The organism is Ruegeria sp. CH11 (genome assembly GCF_056537105.1).
The window spans coordinates 82,051-96,965 of record NZ_JBQFQX010000009.1; the positions used below are offsets into that span (position 1 = coordinate 82,051).

The 14,915-nt window shown below is 60.1% G+C and carries 16 protein-coding genes and 1 riboswitch; of the genes, 14 read left to right on the plus strand and 2 right to left on the minus strand.

Annotation, left to right across the window (positions count from 1 at the left end; genetic code table 11):
• Nucleotides 1–26 precede the first annotated feature (26 nt).
• Nucleotides 27–848 (plus strand): ABC transporter permease, encoded by an 822-nt coding sequence (locus tag ACR0LX_RS14870; protein ID WP_480784381.1) that lies wholly within the window; start codon nt 27–29, stop codon nt 846–848.
• Here ACR0LX_RS14870 and ACR0LX_RS14875 read toward each other — a convergent pair.
• Nucleotides 845–1,447, minus strand: coding sequence for an alpha-ketoglutarate-dependent dioxygenase AlkB family protein (locus tag ACR0LX_RS14875; RefSeq protein WP_480784382.1), 603 nt, complete (start codon nt 1,445–1,447; stop codon nt 845–847). The genes ACR0LX_RS14870 and ACR0LX_RS14875 overlap by 4 nt on opposite strands.
• 215 nt (nt 1,448–1,662) lie before the next feature.
• Here ACR0LX_RS14875 and dnaK point away from each other — a divergent pair, with 215 nt between their 5' ends.
• From dnaK to radC, 13 genes are all read left to right on the plus strand, one after another.
• Entirely contained in the window at nt 1,663–3,570 is a 1,908-nt protein-coding gene (dnaK, locus tag ACR0LX_RS14880; protein WP_480784383.1) for a molecular chaperone DnaK, read from the plus strand.
• Between the two features lie 74 nt (nt 3,571–3,644).
• The gene (gene dnaJ / locus ACR0LX_RS14885; protein ID WP_480784384.1) at nt 3,645–4,796 is read left to right on the plus strand and encodes a molecular chaperone DnaJ; all 1,152 of its coding nucleotides are present in this window, start codon (nt 3,645–3,647) and stop codon (nt 4,794–4,796) included.
• 245 nt (nt 4,797–5,041) lie between these two features.
• Nucleotides 5,042–5,147, plus strand: a riboswitch (TPP riboswitch).
• A gap of 45 nt (nt 5,148–5,192) precedes the next feature.
• Nucleotides 5,193–5,996 (plus strand): bifunctional hydroxymethylpyrimidine kinase/phosphomethylpyrimidine kinase, encoded by an 804-nt coding sequence (gene thiD / locus ACR0LX_RS14890; RefSeq protein WP_480784385.1) that lies wholly within the window; start codon nt 5,193–5,195, stop codon nt 5,994–5,996.
• A complete protein-coding gene (locus ACR0LX_RS14895) occupies nt 5,993–6,970 on the plus strand; it encodes an FAD-dependent oxidoreductase (protein WP_480784386.1) in 978 nt (325 codons plus the stop codon). The genes thiD and ACR0LX_RS14895 overlap by 4 nt, the downstream gene beginning before the upstream one ends.
• Nucleotides 6,954–7,148 carry a sulfur carrier protein ThiS gene (gene thiS / locus ACR0LX_RS14900; protein ID WP_480784387.1) on the plus strand — a complete coding sequence of 65 codons (195 nt, stop codon included), beginning with the start codon at nt 6,954–6,956 and terminating at the stop codon, nt 7,146–7,148. The genes ACR0LX_RS14895 and thiS overlap by 17 nt, the downstream gene beginning before the upstream one ends.
• Nucleotides 7,149–7,150: 2 nt before the next feature.
• Complete coding sequence (locus ACR0LX_RS14905; protein ID WP_480784388.1) at nt 7,151–7,915, plus strand: thiazole synthase; 765 nt, start codon at nt 7,151–7,153, stop codon at nt 7,913–7,915.
• On the plus strand, nt 7,912–8,508 hold the full coding sequence (locus ACR0LX_RS14910) for a thiamine phosphate synthase (RefSeq protein ID WP_480784389.1): 597 nt from the start codon (nt 7,912–7,914) through the stop codon (nt 8,506–8,508). The genes ACR0LX_RS14905 and ACR0LX_RS14910 overlap by 4 nt, the downstream gene beginning before the upstream one ends.
• Entirely contained in the window at nt 8,505–9,467 is a 963-nt protein-coding gene (locus ACR0LX_RS14915; RefSeq protein WP_480784390.1) for a HesA/MoeB/ThiF family protein, read from the plus strand. Before ACR0LX_RS14910 ends, ACR0LX_RS14915 begins: the two co-directional genes overlap by 4 nt.
• 18 nt (nt 9,468–9,485) lie before the next feature.
• Nucleotides 9,486–10,421 carry an ABC transporter substrate-binding protein gene (locus ACR0LX_RS14920; RefSeq protein ID WP_480784391.1) on the plus strand — a complete coding sequence of 312 codons (936 nt, stop codon included), beginning with the start codon at nt 9,486–9,488 and terminating at the stop codon, nt 10,419–10,421.
• A complete protein-coding gene (gene tenA / locus ACR0LX_RS14925) occupies nt 10,418–11,092 on the plus strand; it encodes a thiaminase II (protein WP_480784392.1) in 675 nt (224 codons plus the stop codon). Before ACR0LX_RS14920 ends, tenA begins: the two co-directional genes overlap by 4 nt.
• On the plus strand, nt 11,089–11,817 hold the full coding sequence (locus tag ACR0LX_RS14930; protein WP_480784393.1) for an ABC transporter ATP-binding protein: 729 nt from the start codon (nt 11,089–11,091) through the stop codon (nt 11,815–11,817). The genes tenA and ACR0LX_RS14930 overlap by 4 nt, the downstream gene beginning before the upstream one ends.
• Entirely contained in the window at nt 11,814–12,548 is a 735-nt protein-coding gene (locus ACR0LX_RS14935) for an ABC transporter permease (RefSeq protein WP_480784394.1), read from the plus strand. Before ACR0LX_RS14930 ends, ACR0LX_RS14935 begins: the two co-directional genes overlap by 4 nt.
• A gap of 35 nt (nt 12,549–12,583) precedes the next feature.
• Nucleotides 12,584–13,339, plus strand: coding sequence for a RadC family protein (gene radC / locus ACR0LX_RS14940; protein ID WP_480577238.1), 756 nt, complete (start codon nt 12,584–12,586; stop codon nt 13,337–13,339).
• A gap of 19 nt (nt 13,340–13,358) precedes the next feature.
• Here radC and ACR0LX_RS14945 read toward each other — a convergent pair whose 3' ends face one another.
• A complete protein-coding gene (locus ACR0LX_RS14945) occupies nt 13,359–14,915 on the minus strand; it encodes a phosphate ABC transporter substrate-binding/OmpA family protein (protein ID WP_480784395.1) in 1,557 nt (518 codons plus the stop codon).

Here is a 14,915-nt window from a genome sequence, read left to right on the forward strand (position 1 = left end):
GTGATGCAGCAGGAAAGAGCGAACGCGTGTTCCAGTATAAACGAAATCAGACCTTGCTGGGCGGGGCTTTCACCACCGCGGAACTGATCTTTCATGCTGTGGTGCGAAACATCCGGTCGCAGCATGCCAACGCGGTGGTCGCGATCTTCATCAACATTATTCAGGTCATCCTGATCGTGTCGGTGTTCTACTTTCTTCTTTCCCTGATGGGCACGCGCGTCGCCAAGATCAGGGGTGAGTTTGTACTGTTTCTGCTGTCCGGCGTTTTTCTGTTTCTGACCCACATCAAATCGGTTGGTGCCATCGCTGGCGCGGGGTCCGGGAACAACCCGATGATGCTGCATTCGCCGATGAACCGGATTGTTATGCTGGTGGCAGCTGCCTTCGGGATCTTTTACACCCAGCTGGTTTCGATCCTCGTGATCCTGTTCGTCTACAGCGTTACGGTGTCGCCGCTGGTGATTCAGCAGCCAGGTGGAGCTTTTGCAATGCTGGCTCTATCGTGGTTCACCGGCTGCTCGGTCGGGTTGGTGTTTTTGGCGATTCAGCCCTGGTTTCCGCGCCTGGCCTCGGTTCTTAGCCTTGTCTATCGCCGGTTGAACATGATCTTTTCCGGAAAAATGTTCGTTGCCAATGCGTTGGGCGGTTTCATGTTGACGATGTTCGCCTGGAACCCGTTGTTTCACATCATCGATCAATGCCGGGGCTTTGTGTTCCGCAACTATTTCCCGCGCAACACAAGTTGGGAATATGCGCTTTGGGTTGGCATTATCCTGACCATGATCGGACTGATGGCCGAGTTCTATACCCGCAAGCAGGTGTCGAAAAGTTGGGGCGCCCGTCGCTAGGTTGCAACCCGCAGCGTCAGGTTGATGCGTCCACCTTTGGGCAGCAGTCGCGAGGACCCGAACCGGATGCGGTCAACACCATGATAGGCCAGTCGGGCGGGTCCGCCCATGACCACCACATCGCCAGACCCCAGCCAGATCGACTCGGTCTTACCACCACGTGTCGTATTGCCGATGCGAAACAACGCGTCATCGCCCAATGAGACCGAGACGACAGGCCACGAAAAATCCGCCTCATCCTTGTCCTGGTGCAGGCCCATTTTAGTGCCTTCACCATAATAATTGATCAAACAGCAATCCGGCGCCCGGTCAGCGCCTGTCAGATCACGCCAGATGGTCAGGATCTCGCCCGGAATCGCAGGCCAGACCCCGCCCTTTGGTTGTCTTGCTTGATACCGATACCCCGCCTTGTCCGATACCCAACCCAAATCCCCGGCAGAGGTCATGCGCACCGACATCTTCTTTCCCGACGGTGTGGTTGGATGGAACAGGGGCGCTGATTTCAGAATCGGGCGCAGACCCTCGATCACAGCTGCCTGAGCATCCGCATCAAGATAGGCTTTGCGGATATCGAAACCGCGCAAAAGCAGCCGTGTCATCGCGGAATCCCCATTCCTTACCAAATCCTTGCCAAAAAAGGTCTCAGAATCCTGAAAACCTGCATTTCTGAACGCTTGCAGGCCTCTGGTCACGCCCTTATATACGCCTCGACGCGCGATGGTGTAGAGCCATTCGTGCACAACAGATCGGGGCAGGGATGCCATAACGGGTCCCGGCCTCGGGACATCGCCTTGAAGAGAAAGGGATTGCAAAAATGGGAAAAGTAATCGGGATTGACCTCGGAACCACAAACTCGTGTGTGGCCATCATGGACGGCTCGCAGCCGAAGGTCATCGAAAACGCCGAAGGGGCGCGGACCACGCCCTCGATCGTCGCCTTCACCGAAGATGAGCGTCTGGTCGGTCAGCCTGCAAAACGTCAGGCGGTCACCAACCCCGACAACACGATCTTTGGCGTCAAGCGTCTGATTGGTCGTCGTGTGGATGATGCCGAAGTCGAAAAAGACAAGAAAATGGTGCCATACGCCATCGTTGATGGCGGCAATGGCGACGCGTGGGTTGAAGCCCGCGGTGAAAAGTACTCCCCAAGCCAGATCTCGGCCTTCACTCTGGGCAAGATGAAGGAAACTGCCGAGAGCTATTTGGGTGAGGACGTCACGCAGGCGGTCATTACCGTTCCGGCATACTTCAATGACGCGCAGCGTCAGGCCACCAAAGACGCCGGTAAAATCGCCGGTCTCGAAGTGCTGCGGATCATCAACGAACCGACAGCGGCCGCTTTGGCCTATGGTCTGGACAAAGAAGAAACCCAAACCATCGCGGTTTATGACCTTGGTGGTGGTACCTTCGACGTGACCATTCTGGAAATCGACGACGGCCTGTTCGAGGTTAAGTCGACCAACGGCGACACCTTCCTGGGTGGTGAAGACTTTGACATGCGCATCGTCAACTACCTGGCGGATGAGTTCAAAAAGGAACACGGTGTCGATCTGTCTGCGGACAAGATGGCCCTGCAGCGTCTGAAAGAAGCTGCTGAAAAAGCCAAGATCGAACTCAGCTCGACCTCGCAGACCGAAATCAACCAGCCGTTCATCTCGATGGGTTCGAACGGCCAGCCGCTGCACATGGTCATGAAGCTGACCCGTGCCAAGCTGGAATCGCTGGTTGCGGACCTGATCAAAAAGTCGATGAAGCCCTGCCAGGCCGCTCTGAAAGACGCGGGCCTGTCGGCTGGCGACGTGGATGAGGTTGTTCTGGTCGGCGGTATGACCCGGATGCCGAAAGTGATCGAAGAGGTCACAAAGTTCTTCGGCAAAGAGCCGCACAAAGGTGTGAACCCGGACGAAGTGGTTGCCATGGGCGCCGCCATTCAGGCAGGTGTTCTGCAGGGCGACGTCAAAGACGTGGTTCTGCTGGACGTGACCCCGCTCAGCTTGGGCATCGAGACGCTGGGTGGCGTGTTCACCCGTTTGATCGACCGCAACACGACCATTCCGACGAAAAAGTCTCAGGTCTTCTCGACCGCCGAAGACAACCAGAACGCCGTAACCATCCGCGTGTTCCAGGGTGAGCGTGAAATGGCTGCGGACAACAAGATCCTGGGTCAGTTCAACCTCGAAGACATCCCGCCCGCACCGCGCGGCATGCCTCAGATCGAGGTGACTTTTGACATCGACGCCAACGGCATTGTCTCGGTTTCGGCCAAGGACAAAGGCACCGGCAAAGAGCAGAAGATCACCATCCAGGCATCGGGCGGTCTGTCGGATGACGACATCGAAAAGATGGTCAAGGATGCCGAGGAAAACGCCGAGGCAGACAAGGCCCGCAAAGAGCTGGTAGAAGCCAAAAACCAGGCCGAAAGCCTTGTTCACGCGACCGAGAAATCGATCGAGGAACATGGCGACAAGGTCGACCCGTCGACCGTCGAAGCGATCGAACTGGCCGTTGCCGCGCTCAAGGATGAGCTGGAATCGGACAATGCCGACAAGATCAAGTCGGGTATCCAGAACGTGACCGAGGCAGCCATGAAGCTGGGCGAAGCCATCTACAAGGCGCAAGCGGAAGAGGGTGAAGAAGAGCCCGCAGCCGCGGATGAAGCGCCGGGTGAAGATGACATCGTCGACGCCGAGTTCGAAGATCTGGACGACGACAAGCGTAACTAACGGGTAACCGGGCCAATTCGGGCCGGTCCGGTTGCCGGGCCGGCCCGAACACGTTGAGGCATAAGGAAATACGGATGTCAAAACGCGACTATTACGAAGTGCTCGGCGTGTCCAAGGGCGCTTCGGCGGATGAGATCAAGAAGGGTTTTCGCAAGAAAGCCAAGGAACTGCATCCCGATCGCAACAAGGACAATCCGGATGCCGAGGCGCAGTTCAAAGAGGCCAATGAAGCCTATGACGTCCTGCGCGATGCCGACAAAAAGGCCGCATATGACCGGTTTGGTCATGCCGCGTTTGAAAACGGCATGGGTGGCGGTGGACGCCCCGGTAGCGGTTTTGGCGGTCAGGGTGATTTCTCAAGCGCGTTCTCGGATGTGTTTGACGATCTGTTCGGCGATTTCATGGGTGGCCAGCGCGGGGGTGGCGGCGGGCGCCGCGCCGCGCGCGGATCGGATCTGCGCTATAACCTGCGGGTATCCCTGGAAGAAGCCTTTGGCGGGTTACAAAAAGCCATCAACGTCCCAACTGCCGTTGCTTGCTCGTCTTGCGAGGGCACCGGGGCCGAAGGCGGGGTTGAACCCACAACCTGCCCAACCTGTTCCGGCATGGGTAAGGTCCGCGCGCAGCAAGGATTTTTCACCGTTGAGCGTACCTGCCCGACCTGTTCGGGCCTCGGCCAGATCATCAAAAACCCGTGCAAATCCTGCCAGGGTTCGGGCCGTGTCGAAAAAGAGCGCGCTCTGTCGGTGAACATTCCCGCCGGCGTCGAAACCGGAACCCGAATTCGTCTGGCGGGCGAAGGCGAGGCTGGCATGCGCGGTGGCCCTCCGGGCGATCTCTATATCTTTGTTGAGGTCTCGGAACACAAGCTGTTCGAGCGCGACAGCGTGAACCTCTACTGCCGGGTGCCGGTCAGCATGGCCAAAGCCGCGCTGGGTGGGTCGATTGAAGTTCCAACCATTGATGGTGGCCGTGGGCGCATTCAGATCCCCGCAGGCAGCCAGTCCGGCCGTCAGATGCGTCTGCGTGGCAAAGGCATGCCCGCCCTGCGCGGTGGTGGCATCGGGGACATGTTCATAGAACTGGCGGTGGAAACCCCGGTTAATCTGACCAGCCGTCAGAAAGAGCTGTTGAAAGAGTTTGAAGATCTGGGTGAGGATAACCATCCGGAATCAAAAAGCTTTTTCTCCTCGGTCAAATCCTTCTGGGATGGCATGAAGGGCTGATTGACCTCGCAGGCTGGGGGCACTGCCCCCACTTCAGCAAGCGGCGACTTCCCCCAAGGATATCTCTGGCCAGATGAAGCAGAGGATCCGCCCTTCATCTGGCTAAATACAGCCCTGAACGTGAGACAAAGCCTCGCTAATACCCAGAAAGCGCATGCGCGATCTGGCGCTATTTCGAGACCAAGACTGGCTTTATCTGGTCATGTTTCTTTCTTGATTTCTGATCCTGCCTCTGAGATTGTGCGCCGCAACCGTTGGGGTGCCTAGATCAAGGGCTGAGAGGCGCGGACGCGCTAACCCATCGAACCTGATCCGGGCAATTCCGGCGGAGGGAACGGTGTTTGACACACAAACGTTTTCCAGTCCCGCGTTGCCCAAAACAGTTGGAGCAACCAGATGACTCATATCGCCTTGACGATTGCGGGATCCGACAGCGGCGGCGGCGCCGGTATTCAGGCCGATCTCAAGGCGATGTCTGCGCTGGGTGTTTTTGGCGCCAGTGTCATCACGGCTGTGACCGCGCAGAACACGCGGGCAGTGACAGCGGTACATGGAATACCGACAGAGGTGATTGCAGCGCAGATCGATGCGGTTCTGACGGATCTGAATGTCGGCGCCACCAAGATCGGTATGCTGGCGACGCCAGAGATCATTCAGACAGTTGCGGAAAGTCTGAATGGCTTTGATGGACCTGTTGTGCTTGATCCGGTGATGGTTGCAAAATCCGGTGACGCCCTGCTGCAACAGGATGCCATCCAGACCCTGCGCGACGTGCTATTGCCCCGCGCAACGGTTCTGACCCCAAACTTGCCCGAAGCGGCTTGCCTGCTTGGGGGGCAAACAGCGGGTACAGCTTCGGAAATGGCCGAACAGGGACGCGCGCTGTGCGCGCTTGGTGCCCAGGCTGTTCTTATGAAAGGCGGTCATGCAAGCGGCGCGGTGTGCCATGATCTGCTGATCGACACCTCTGGTGAAATTGGCGATTTCAAAGCGCCGCGCAGCGACACCAGGAACACCCATGGCACAGGCTGCACACTATCCTCGGCGATCGCGGCCGGCTTGGCCAGCGGCTTGGACCTGTTGGCGGCAGTCGCGCAGGCGCATGAATATCTGCAGGGGGCCATCAGACGGGCGGATGAGCTTGACATCGGCAGCGGTCACGGCCCGGTACATCATTTCCATCAGGTCTGGTCCGCATGAGCGACTGGTCCGTCATAGGCGCCGGAGTTGCCGGTCTGGCTGTGGCCACCGAGCTGGTTCAGCGTGGTGCCTCGGTCACTGTGTATGATACCGAGGGTTTACCCGGCGCGCACGGATGTTCCTGGTGGGCGGGCGGCATGTTGGCTCCGTGGTGTGAGTACGAAAATGCCGAAGAACCGGTTCTGCGCCTCGGTCAGCAGGCCATTGCCTGGTGGGCCGAGAAGACCGAAGTTTTGCATCATGGCACGTTGGTTGTCGCCAACAAGCGCGACCTCCCAGATCTGCGCCGCTTTGCCCGCAGAACCGAGGGGTTTTGCGAGACAGAATCTACGGAAATAGCCAATTTAGAGCCTGATCTGATCGGATTCGCCAAGGGGCTGTATTTCCGGAACGAGGCGCACCTGAACCCGCGAAAGGCGCTGCATGATCTGTGCCGAGGACTGGGTGAACACGGGGTGGAAATCGTCCGCCAGCCCGCTCCAACCGGTCTTGGCAACACCATCGATTGCCGCGGGCTGGCTGCGCGTGACGTGTTGTCAGACCTGCGCGGCGTCAAGGGCGAGATGCTGGTGATCCGCTGCCCCGATGTGACGCTGACCCGCCCCGTACGGCTGCTGCATCCGCGTATGCCTCTGTATGTCGTACCGCGGGGCGACGGTGTTTACATGCTGGGGGCGACGATGATCGAATCCGAGGATCGGACACGGATCACCGCCCGGTCGATGCTGGAAATGCTCAGTGCCGCCTATGCGCTGAACCCCGCTTTTGGTGAGGCCGAGGTGTTGGAGATTGGCGTCGATCTGCGCCCGGCCTTTCCCGACAACCTGCCGCGTATCCGGCGGCGCGGACAGGTGATCTACGCAAATGGACTCTATCGCCATGGCTATCTGCTGGCACCTGCGCTTGCGCAGGGGGTGGCCGACCTGGCGCTTGAAAACAAACATTCGGAGTTGGTCGATGAAGATCATACTTAACGGCGAACCGCGCACGGTTGCGGCGACGACGCTGGCCGAGTTGTTGGCCGAATGCGGTCTTACCGGCCGCGTTGCTACGGCTGTGAACGAGGAGTTCGTGCCCTCCAGCCTACGCATAGCCTGCCAATTGAACGACGGCGACCGGATCGAGGTTCTGTCACCCATGCAGGGGGGCTGACGATGAAAGAATTCTATGGCTTCCGACTTCCCAACCCGCTGATGCTCGGCACCGCGCAATATCCCAGCCCGGCCATTCTGGAACAGGCGTTCCGGGCGAGCGGCGCCGCTGTTGCAACCGTATCCTTGCGCCGCGAGTCCGGTGCGGGCCAGACCTTTTGGCAAATGATCCGCGATTTGGGCGTAACGATCCTGCCCAACACCGCCGGGTGCCACACGGTCAAAGAGGCTGTGACCACCGCGCATATGGCGCGCGAGGTGTTTGACACGCGATGGATCAAGCTGGAACTCATCGGCCATACCGACAGCTTACAACCGGATGTGTTCCAACTGGTCGAAGCGGCGCGCATTCTAACCGATGACGGGTTTCAGGTGTTCCCTTACACCACCGATGACCTGATCGTGGGCGAGCGGTTGCTTGACGCGGGATGCGAGGTTCTGATGCCCTGGGGGGCCCCCATCGGGTCTGGCCGCGGGCTGTCGAACACCTATGCGTTGCGGGCGATGCGGGCCGAGTTTCCCGATGTCCCGCTGGTGGTCGATGCCGGGATCGGTCTGCCCAGCCATGCCGCACAGGCAATGGAACTTGGCTACGACGCAGTGCTACTGAACACCGCCGTGGCACGCGCCGGGGACCCGGTCGAGATGGCCCGCGCGATGGCGTTGGCCATCGAGGCAGGGCAACTGGCAAACCAGGCCGACCCGATTGAACCGCGCGACATGGCCGAGCCCTCGACACCGGTAATCGGAAAGGCGTTTCTGTCATGACTCTGGATCGTTTTTATCCCATTTTCGATCACTCGGACTGGCTGCGTCGGATGCTGCCTTTGGGCGTGAAACTGGTGCAGCTGCGCATCAAGGATCAACCGGCTGAGGATGTCGAAGACCAGATCGTCCAATCACGCAACCTGTGCCGCGAACATGGTGCGGTTCTGGTGGTCAATGACTATTGGCAACAGGCGATCGATGCAGGCTGCGACTGGGTTCATCTGGGACAGGAAGATCTGGACGATGCGGACCTCAAGTCGATCCGAAAAGCGGGTCTAAAGCTGGGTGTTTCGACCCATGACGATGATGAGCTGGAGCGGGTTCTGGCGATGGATCCCGACTATGTGGCGCTTGGTCCGGTCTATCCGACGATCCTGAAAAAGATGAAGTGGCACCAGCAGGGTCTGCCGCGCGTGACCGAATGGAAACGCCGTGTCGGCGCGATCCCATTGGTCGGGATCGGCGGGATGAGCGTCGAACGTGCGCCCGGCGTTTTGGCAGCGGGGGCCGACATCGTCTCGGCGGTCACCGACATTACGCTGAACAGCGACCCCGAAACGCGCGTCCGCCAATGGGTCGAGGCCACACGATGAGTCGCTACGCGCGCCAGATAACCCTGCCCGAAGTTGGGCCACACGGTCAGTCACGCCTGTCGGACGCACGCATTCTTGTGGTCGGATCGGGCGGCTTGGCTGCGCCTTCGCTTCCCTTGCTGGCGGGCGCTGGCGTCGGTGCGCTGGCGATCATGGATGGTGATACCGTTTCGCTGTCTAATTTGCATCGGCAAACCCTGTTTGCTGAACAGGATTGCGGCCAGCCCAAGGCCGAAATTGCCGCGCAAAGGTGCCGCGCATTGAACAGCGATGTGCGTATCGACGCGGTCGAATGCGCTTTGACTCCCGAAAATGCGCCGGAGATGGTCGAACAGTTCGATCTGGTTCTGGATTGTGCGGACAGCTATGCCGCCAGCTACACCCTTTCGGATACCTGTCTTGCCACCGGCACCCCGCTGATCAGTGCCTCGGTGCTGGGGATGACGGGGTATGTTGGCGGGTTCTGCGGCGGTGCACCTTCGCTGCGCGCAGTGTTCCCGGATGCACCTGACAGCGGTGCCAGCTGCGCGACAGCAGGCGTATTGGGGCCAGTTGTCGGTGTGGTCGGCGCGATGCAGGCGCAGATGGCGTTGAACGTGATTTTGGGGCTCGATCCCACACCATTGGGTCAGGTGACACAATATGACGGCCGGACATGCCGCAGTTCGACCTTTCGCTTTGACGATGCACCGGAGCCCGACGGTCATTTCCGATTTGTCGCGCCGTCGCAGCTGAGGTCGGACGACATGATTGTCGAGCTACGTGACGTTGATGAAGCGCCTGTAGCCATACATCCGCGCGCGCGCCGAACCGCGCCGGAATCCCTGAAAACAGAGTCTAACTTAGGTCAAAGACTGGCCTTGTGCTGTGCAACAGGACTGCGGGCCTGGCGCGCAGCCGAACGCATTCAACCGGATTGGTCCGGCGAGATTGTCCTCGTCGCGGCCGCAACCTCGTGAAAAAAGGAACCGCGAGACATGAAAAAGCTGATGACAGCGATTGCGCTTTTGGCCGCCGCGCCAGCCTGGGCCGAAGACAAGATGACGGTACTGTTGGACTGGTTCATCAACCCCGATCACGGCCCGATCATCATAGCGCAGGAAAACGGATATTTTGCCGAACAGGGCCTTGAGGTCGAAATCGTCCCACCTGCGGACCCGTCTGCTCCACCCCGTCTGGTCGCAGCCGGTCAGGCCGATCTGGCGGTGTCCTATCAGCCGCAGCTGCACTTGCAGATCCACGAAGGGCTGCCGCTGAAACGTGTCGGCACGCTGGTTGCAACGCCGCTGAACTGTCTGCTGGTTCTCAAGGATGGGCCGATCAAGTCACCTATGGACCTGAAGGGCAAAAAGATCGGTTTTTCGGTTGCGGGCGTGGAAGAGGCCGTTCTGGGCACTGTTCTGGGCAAGTACGATGTCAAACTGGATGAGGTCGAGTTGATTAACGTCAACTTCTCGCTGTCTCCGTCGCTGATGTCGGGTCAGGTGGACGCGGTCATTGGCGCCTATCGCAACTTTGAACTGAACCAGATGGATATCGAAGGCGCACCCGGAACCTGTTTCTACATCGAGGAAGAGGGCGTGCCCCCCTATGATGAGCTGATCTATGTTGCCAACCCTGAAACCATGGACATCGACAAAGTTGCGCGATTCCTGGCCGCGACCGAGAAGGCGACCCATTACATCGTCAACAACCCCGAAAAGAGCTGGGAGATCTTTGCCGCCACCTCAACCGAGCTTCAGGATGAGCTGAATGCGCGTGCCTGGGTCGATACCCTGCCCCGGTTTGCGCTGCGCCCGGCGGCCTTTGATGCAGGTCGGTACTCGCATTACGAGGAATTCCTCAAAAACAGCGGCATGATCGATAGCATCAACCCTGTCAGCGATATCGCCATCGATGTGACCGCGAAATGAGCGGGTATGGCAAAGCCTTCGCACTGATGCGCGATGCGTCGCCGGGTCCGTGGCGGGAATACACCCGCCACGCCTTTGTCGAAGGTTTGAAGGACGGGACATTGTCGCGCGCAGCGTTCCTGCACTATCTGCGGCAGGACTACGTGTTCCTGATCCATTTCGCTCGTGCCTGGGCGCTGGCGGTGGTCAAGTCAGAGACGCACGAGGAAATGCTGGCCGCGTCGCGCACCGTGAACGGGCTGATCAGCGAAGAGATGAAGCTGCATATCGGCGTCTGCGAGGCCGCGGGGATTTCGCAGGAGGAACTGTTTGCAACACCCGAACGGCTCGAGAACCTCGCCTATACCCGCTTTGTCCTCGAGGCCGGGTATAGCGGGGATCTGCTGGATCTTCTGGCGGCGCTTGTTCCCTGCGTGATGGGCTATGGCGAAATCGGCGCGCGTCTGGCGCCCGAGGCGACCTCGGACACCTATCGCGACTGGATCGACACCTATGCGGGGCAGGATTATCAGGATGCCTGCGTCGCAGTGGGCGAATTGCTGGATCAGGCTCTAACGCGGCGCATTGGGGCGGATTTTCAGGCCTCACCCCGGTGGGAGAGGTTGTGCCAGACCTTTCGCACTGCCACCGAGCTCGAGGTCAATTTCTGGCAAATGGGGCTGACCCCGTGACGCAAGCGCCCGATCTAACCATCAGCGGAACGGCCACGATTGACGGTGCGACTTTGTTTGCGCCGCTTACCCTGACGCTTGGGGCGGGGCAGTGGACATGTTTGTTGGGCGGATCGGGCGTTGGAAAAACCACCGTGCTGCGGTTGATCGCCGGGCTTGAAACAGGGGCGCAGTTTACCGGCGACATCACTGCAAGCGATGGCACCGCAGTGCCCGAACGCGTGGCCTATATGGCGCAGAACGATTTGCTGTTGCCCTGGGCTACGGTTGCCCAAAACGTCTCGCTGGGTGCGCGGTTGCGCGGGGAAAAGCCTGATCTTGCGCGTCGCGACCGCCTGATCGAACGGATGCGGCTGCAGGATCACATGACGAAGAAACCGACGGAATTGTCGGGTGGACAACGACAGCGCGTGGCTCTGGCCCGAACGCTGATGGAGGATCGACCGATTGTTCTGCTGGACGAACCGTTCTCGGCTCTTGATGCGCGAACCCGGGCAGACATGCAGGATTTGGCCGCCGAGGCGTTGCAGGGTCGGACCGTCCTGTTGGTGACGCATGATCCGGGTGAAGCCGCCCGGCTTGGCCAGTCGATTGTCGTGATGACCCAGCACGGCTTGACCCCGTGCCAACCGCCCCACGCCGCAGCACCGCGCAGGGTCGATGATCTTGAGACGCTGGAAACGCAGGGCGCATTGTTGCGGCTTCTGCGTGAGGAGGCCGCGTGAAAGCCCTCTCAGCCCTGGCTGCTACCCTGTTCGCGGTTGCGATCTGGCAAGGGATCGTGTCGCTGACCGACTTGCCCAAATTCATCCTGCCGGGACCAGCTCTGGTCGCCGACACCTGGTGGCAGAACCGCTGGCTGATCGCCGAGCACACCTGGATCACAGCGGTCGAGGTCGTCATCGGTTTTGCCTGCGGTACGGTTCTGGGGGTCATCACCGCCTTGCAACTGGCGAACTCCCGCGCTGCAAGAGTATTGGTTCAGCCGATGCTGGTGTTCACGCAGGCGCTGCCGGTCTTTGCGCTGGCCCCGCTGTTAACCCTTTGGCTGGGCTATGGCCTTTGGTCCAAGGTGGCTATGGCCGTTCTGATTATCTATTTCCCCATCACCTCATCCTTCTTCGACGGGCTGATGCGGACGCCGGCGGGGTATCTGGATCTGGCCCGCACGATGCAGGCTGGAAAGCGCGCGGTGTTGTGGCACATTCGGATCCCCGCCGCGCTGCCGTCGCTGGCCTCGGGGATGCGGTTGGCGGCTGTCTACGCGCCGATCGGAGCGGTGATCGGCGAATGGGTCGGATCCTCGCAGGGGCTGGGCTATCTGATGCTGTTGGCAAACGGGCGTGCCAAGACCGATCTGATGTTTGCGGCGATGCTGACACTTGGGGTGTTCTCGATCCTGCTGCACATGATCGTTCGCCGGGCGACGGCGCGCATGGCAGGCGAGACGCGTTAACCAATCAGAAACTGATTCTGCGTCAGTGTGCCAGTATGACTCAGGACGCCTTTGCCGAAGCCCCGATGCTTTTTGAAACGGACGAAGCCCCAGCGCAGCCGCTGCCGAGTGGTCGGTTACCCTCCTACATCAAGGACCACCGCAAGCGGCTGCGCGAACGGTTCATGTCCGGTGGGTCGGCGGCAATGCCGGATTATGAATTGCTGGAACTGGCGCTGTTCCGATCCATCCCACGGCAGGATGTGAAACCATTGGCGCGGGCGCTGATGGACACGTTCGGCGATTTCAATCGCGTGCTGACCGCGCCCGAGGAGCGCTTGCGCCAGATCAAGGGCGTTGGCGATACGGTCATCACCGACCTGAAAATACTTGAGGCCTGCGCCCATCGCATGGCCCGGGCGCGGGTGATGCAGCGGCATGTGATTTCAGGCTGGGACGCGTTGCTGGACTATTGCCACACCACCATGGCGCATGGTGAAACAGAGCAGTTTCGGGTGTTCTTTCTGGACCGCAAGAACGTGCTGATTGCGGATGAAGAGCAGGCCAAGGGTACCGTTGATCACGTTCCGGTCTATCCGCGTGAGGTCGCCAAACGGGCGCTCGAACTCAATGCATCGGCGCTGATACTGGTACACAACCACCCCTCGGGTGACCCGACCCCGTCGCAATCGGATATCGACATGACCAACCGAATTCAGGATGCCTGCACGGCGCTGGGCCTGACCCTGCATGACCATCTGATCATTGGAAAGTCGACCGAGCTTAGCTTTCGGGCGCAAGGTTATCTGTAAAGACAGCGCCGATGCAGGATTACTGAACCCAAACTTCGACCCTGCGGTTGACCTTTTTGCCCCATTCCGGGTCGTCGCAGGCCATCGGCATAGCCTCGCCAAACCCTTCGACCGTCAATTCCACGCTGTCCGGAACCGTGGTTTCGACCGCAGCCAGAACTGCGTTTCGCACAGTATTGGCGCGCAGTTTCGCAATGCGGGCATTCGCGGCGGCAGGACCTTCGCCATCGCTGAAGCCCACAAAAGCCAATTTGCGGGCGTCGAACGAACCACCCTCAAGCGCCTGCGCCAGCAGCAGGATATTCGCGCGCGACTGGGCGTCCGGGCGCGACGATCCAGCCTGAAACCTGAAGGACAGCGACAGGCGGGACATCGGGCGCAAGGTTTCGATCATTCGCTGCAGTTCCTCGATCCCGACCTCGACCCCTCCGGTGGAGATTGCATTGGCCAGCCGGTCGCCCTGAAGCCCGATCCGCGTCGTTTCCAGGGCCTGATCGACCAGCCCGGCCTCGCGGATCACCATCTGTGCGTCCGGGCTTTGGGCATAGGCCAGAAACTGACGGGCAATCCGCGGCAGACGGTGCGGCGGCAGATACAGAAACATCGGCGCGGTCAGCGGATAATCCTCGGTCTTGACCGAATGCCGCGTGGCGGTCAGGGCATGCCCGCATCCGCCGGCCAGCGGCAGGGCCTGCGCCGAGCCCAGACCCGCGTGGCTGCCAATTCCCAAAGCGAAAGGATCGCGGGCGACCGCCAGAACCATGTCATGGCCCCGTTGGTGCCGGGTGATGTGCCCATTCAGCGCGGCATCGGTCGCGTGCGGCAACTGATCCTCGATCGCCTGCGCCAGACCCGATCCGGTTTCGGGCAGGTGCAGCGCGATGGGCGCGTCCGGCCCGCCGAGTTCCACCCAATTCGACACTTCGCCCGCCAGTATCCGCACCAGATCGGCGGGCGAAATCTGATTGATCGGGCTGTCCGGGGACACAAAAGGCACAATCGCGTCCAGCGCCAGAACGCGCGAACGCCGTGGATCCGTCAGGTCGCCCAGACCCGCGGCTTGGGCGGCGTCATGTTCAGACGGACGAATCTCTCGCTGGGCCATGACAATGTCCGTCGCGTCCAAGATCAGATCGGCAAACCCGGCGCTTGTATCGGTGCCGTGCAGCCGTAGGCGCGCGAGTGGGGCCGAGCGGTCCGGCTGGGACAGGGAGTAGACGGTTTCGGGGCCCGCTTCGTCCTCTTGAGCGGCAATCAGCCCCTCATGCCGAGCAAAGCCGTGGATCAGGGCGGGCAACAACGTGTCGGCCATGACCGATGAGCCCGAGAATCGAATCTCGGCCACGAAATCGATCAGGTTGGGGCAGGCTGGCCCGTCACAGGTCACGCCCGAGCCGTCGATTGTCAGCTCGCCAAACTGTGTGTCCAGACGGTAAAACTCGCCATCATAGCCCAAAAGGGTCCCGACAACTTCGACGCTGCCGTCATGTGACGTGAGGGTGATGTCCTGCGCGTATGCGCCAAATGGGGCAAACACGCCGATCAGCGCAGCCATCGCCGCACGAAGAAATGCCAT

Excerpts from the sequence above, each read along its gene's own strand:
- ACR0LX_RS14875 (WP_480784382.1), bottom strand. The coding sequence starts at position 1,447 with ATGACACGGCTGCTTTTGCGCGGTTTCGATATCCGCAAAGCCTATCTT.
- dnaK (WP_480784383.1), top strand. The coding sequence starts at position 1,663 with ATGGGAAAAGTAATCGGGATTGACCTCGGAACCACAAACTCGTGTGTG.
- dnaJ (WP_480784384.1), top strand. The coding sequence starts at position 3,645 with ATGTCAAAACGCGACTATTACGAAGTGCTCGGCGTGTCCAAGGGCGCT.
- thiD (WP_480784385.1), top strand. The coding sequence starts at position 5,193 with ATGACTCATATCGCCTTGACGATTGCGGGATCCGACAGCGGCGGCGGC.
- ACR0LX_RS14895 (WP_480784386.1), top strand. The coding sequence starts at position 5,993 with ATGAGCGACTGGTCCGTCATAGGCGCCGGAGTTGCCGGTCTGGCTGTG.
- thiS (WP_480784387.1), top strand. The coding sequence starts at position 6,954 with ATGAAGATCATACTTAACGGCGAACCGCGCACGGTTGCGGCGACGACG.
- ACR0LX_RS14905 (WP_480784388.1), top strand. The coding sequence starts at position 7,151 with ATGAAAGAATTCTATGGCTTCCGACTTCCCAACCCGCTGATGCTCGGC.
- ACR0LX_RS14910 (WP_480784389.1), top strand. The coding sequence starts at position 7,912 with ATGACTCTGGATCGTTTTTATCCCATTTTCGATCACTCGGACTGGCTG.
- ACR0LX_RS14915 (WP_480784390.1), top strand. The coding sequence starts at position 8,505 with ATGAGTCGCTACGCGCGCCAGATAACCCTGCCCGAAGTTGGGCCACAC.
- ACR0LX_RS14920 (WP_480784391.1), top strand. The coding sequence starts at position 9,486 with ATGAAAAAGCTGATGACAGCGATTGCGCTTTTGGCCGCCGCGCCAGCC.
- tenA (WP_480784392.1), top strand. The coding sequence starts at position 10,418 with ATGAGCGGGTATGGCAAAGCCTTCGCACTGATGCGCGATGCGTCGCCG.
- radC (WP_480577238.1), top strand. The coding sequence starts at position 12,584 with ATGACTCAGGACGCCTTTGCCGAAGCCCCGATGCTTTTTGAAACGGAC.
- ACR0LX_RS14945 (WP_480784395.1), bottom strand. The coding sequence starts at position 14,915 with ATGGCATTTCTTCGTGCGGCGATGGCTGCGCTGATCGGCGTGTTTGCC.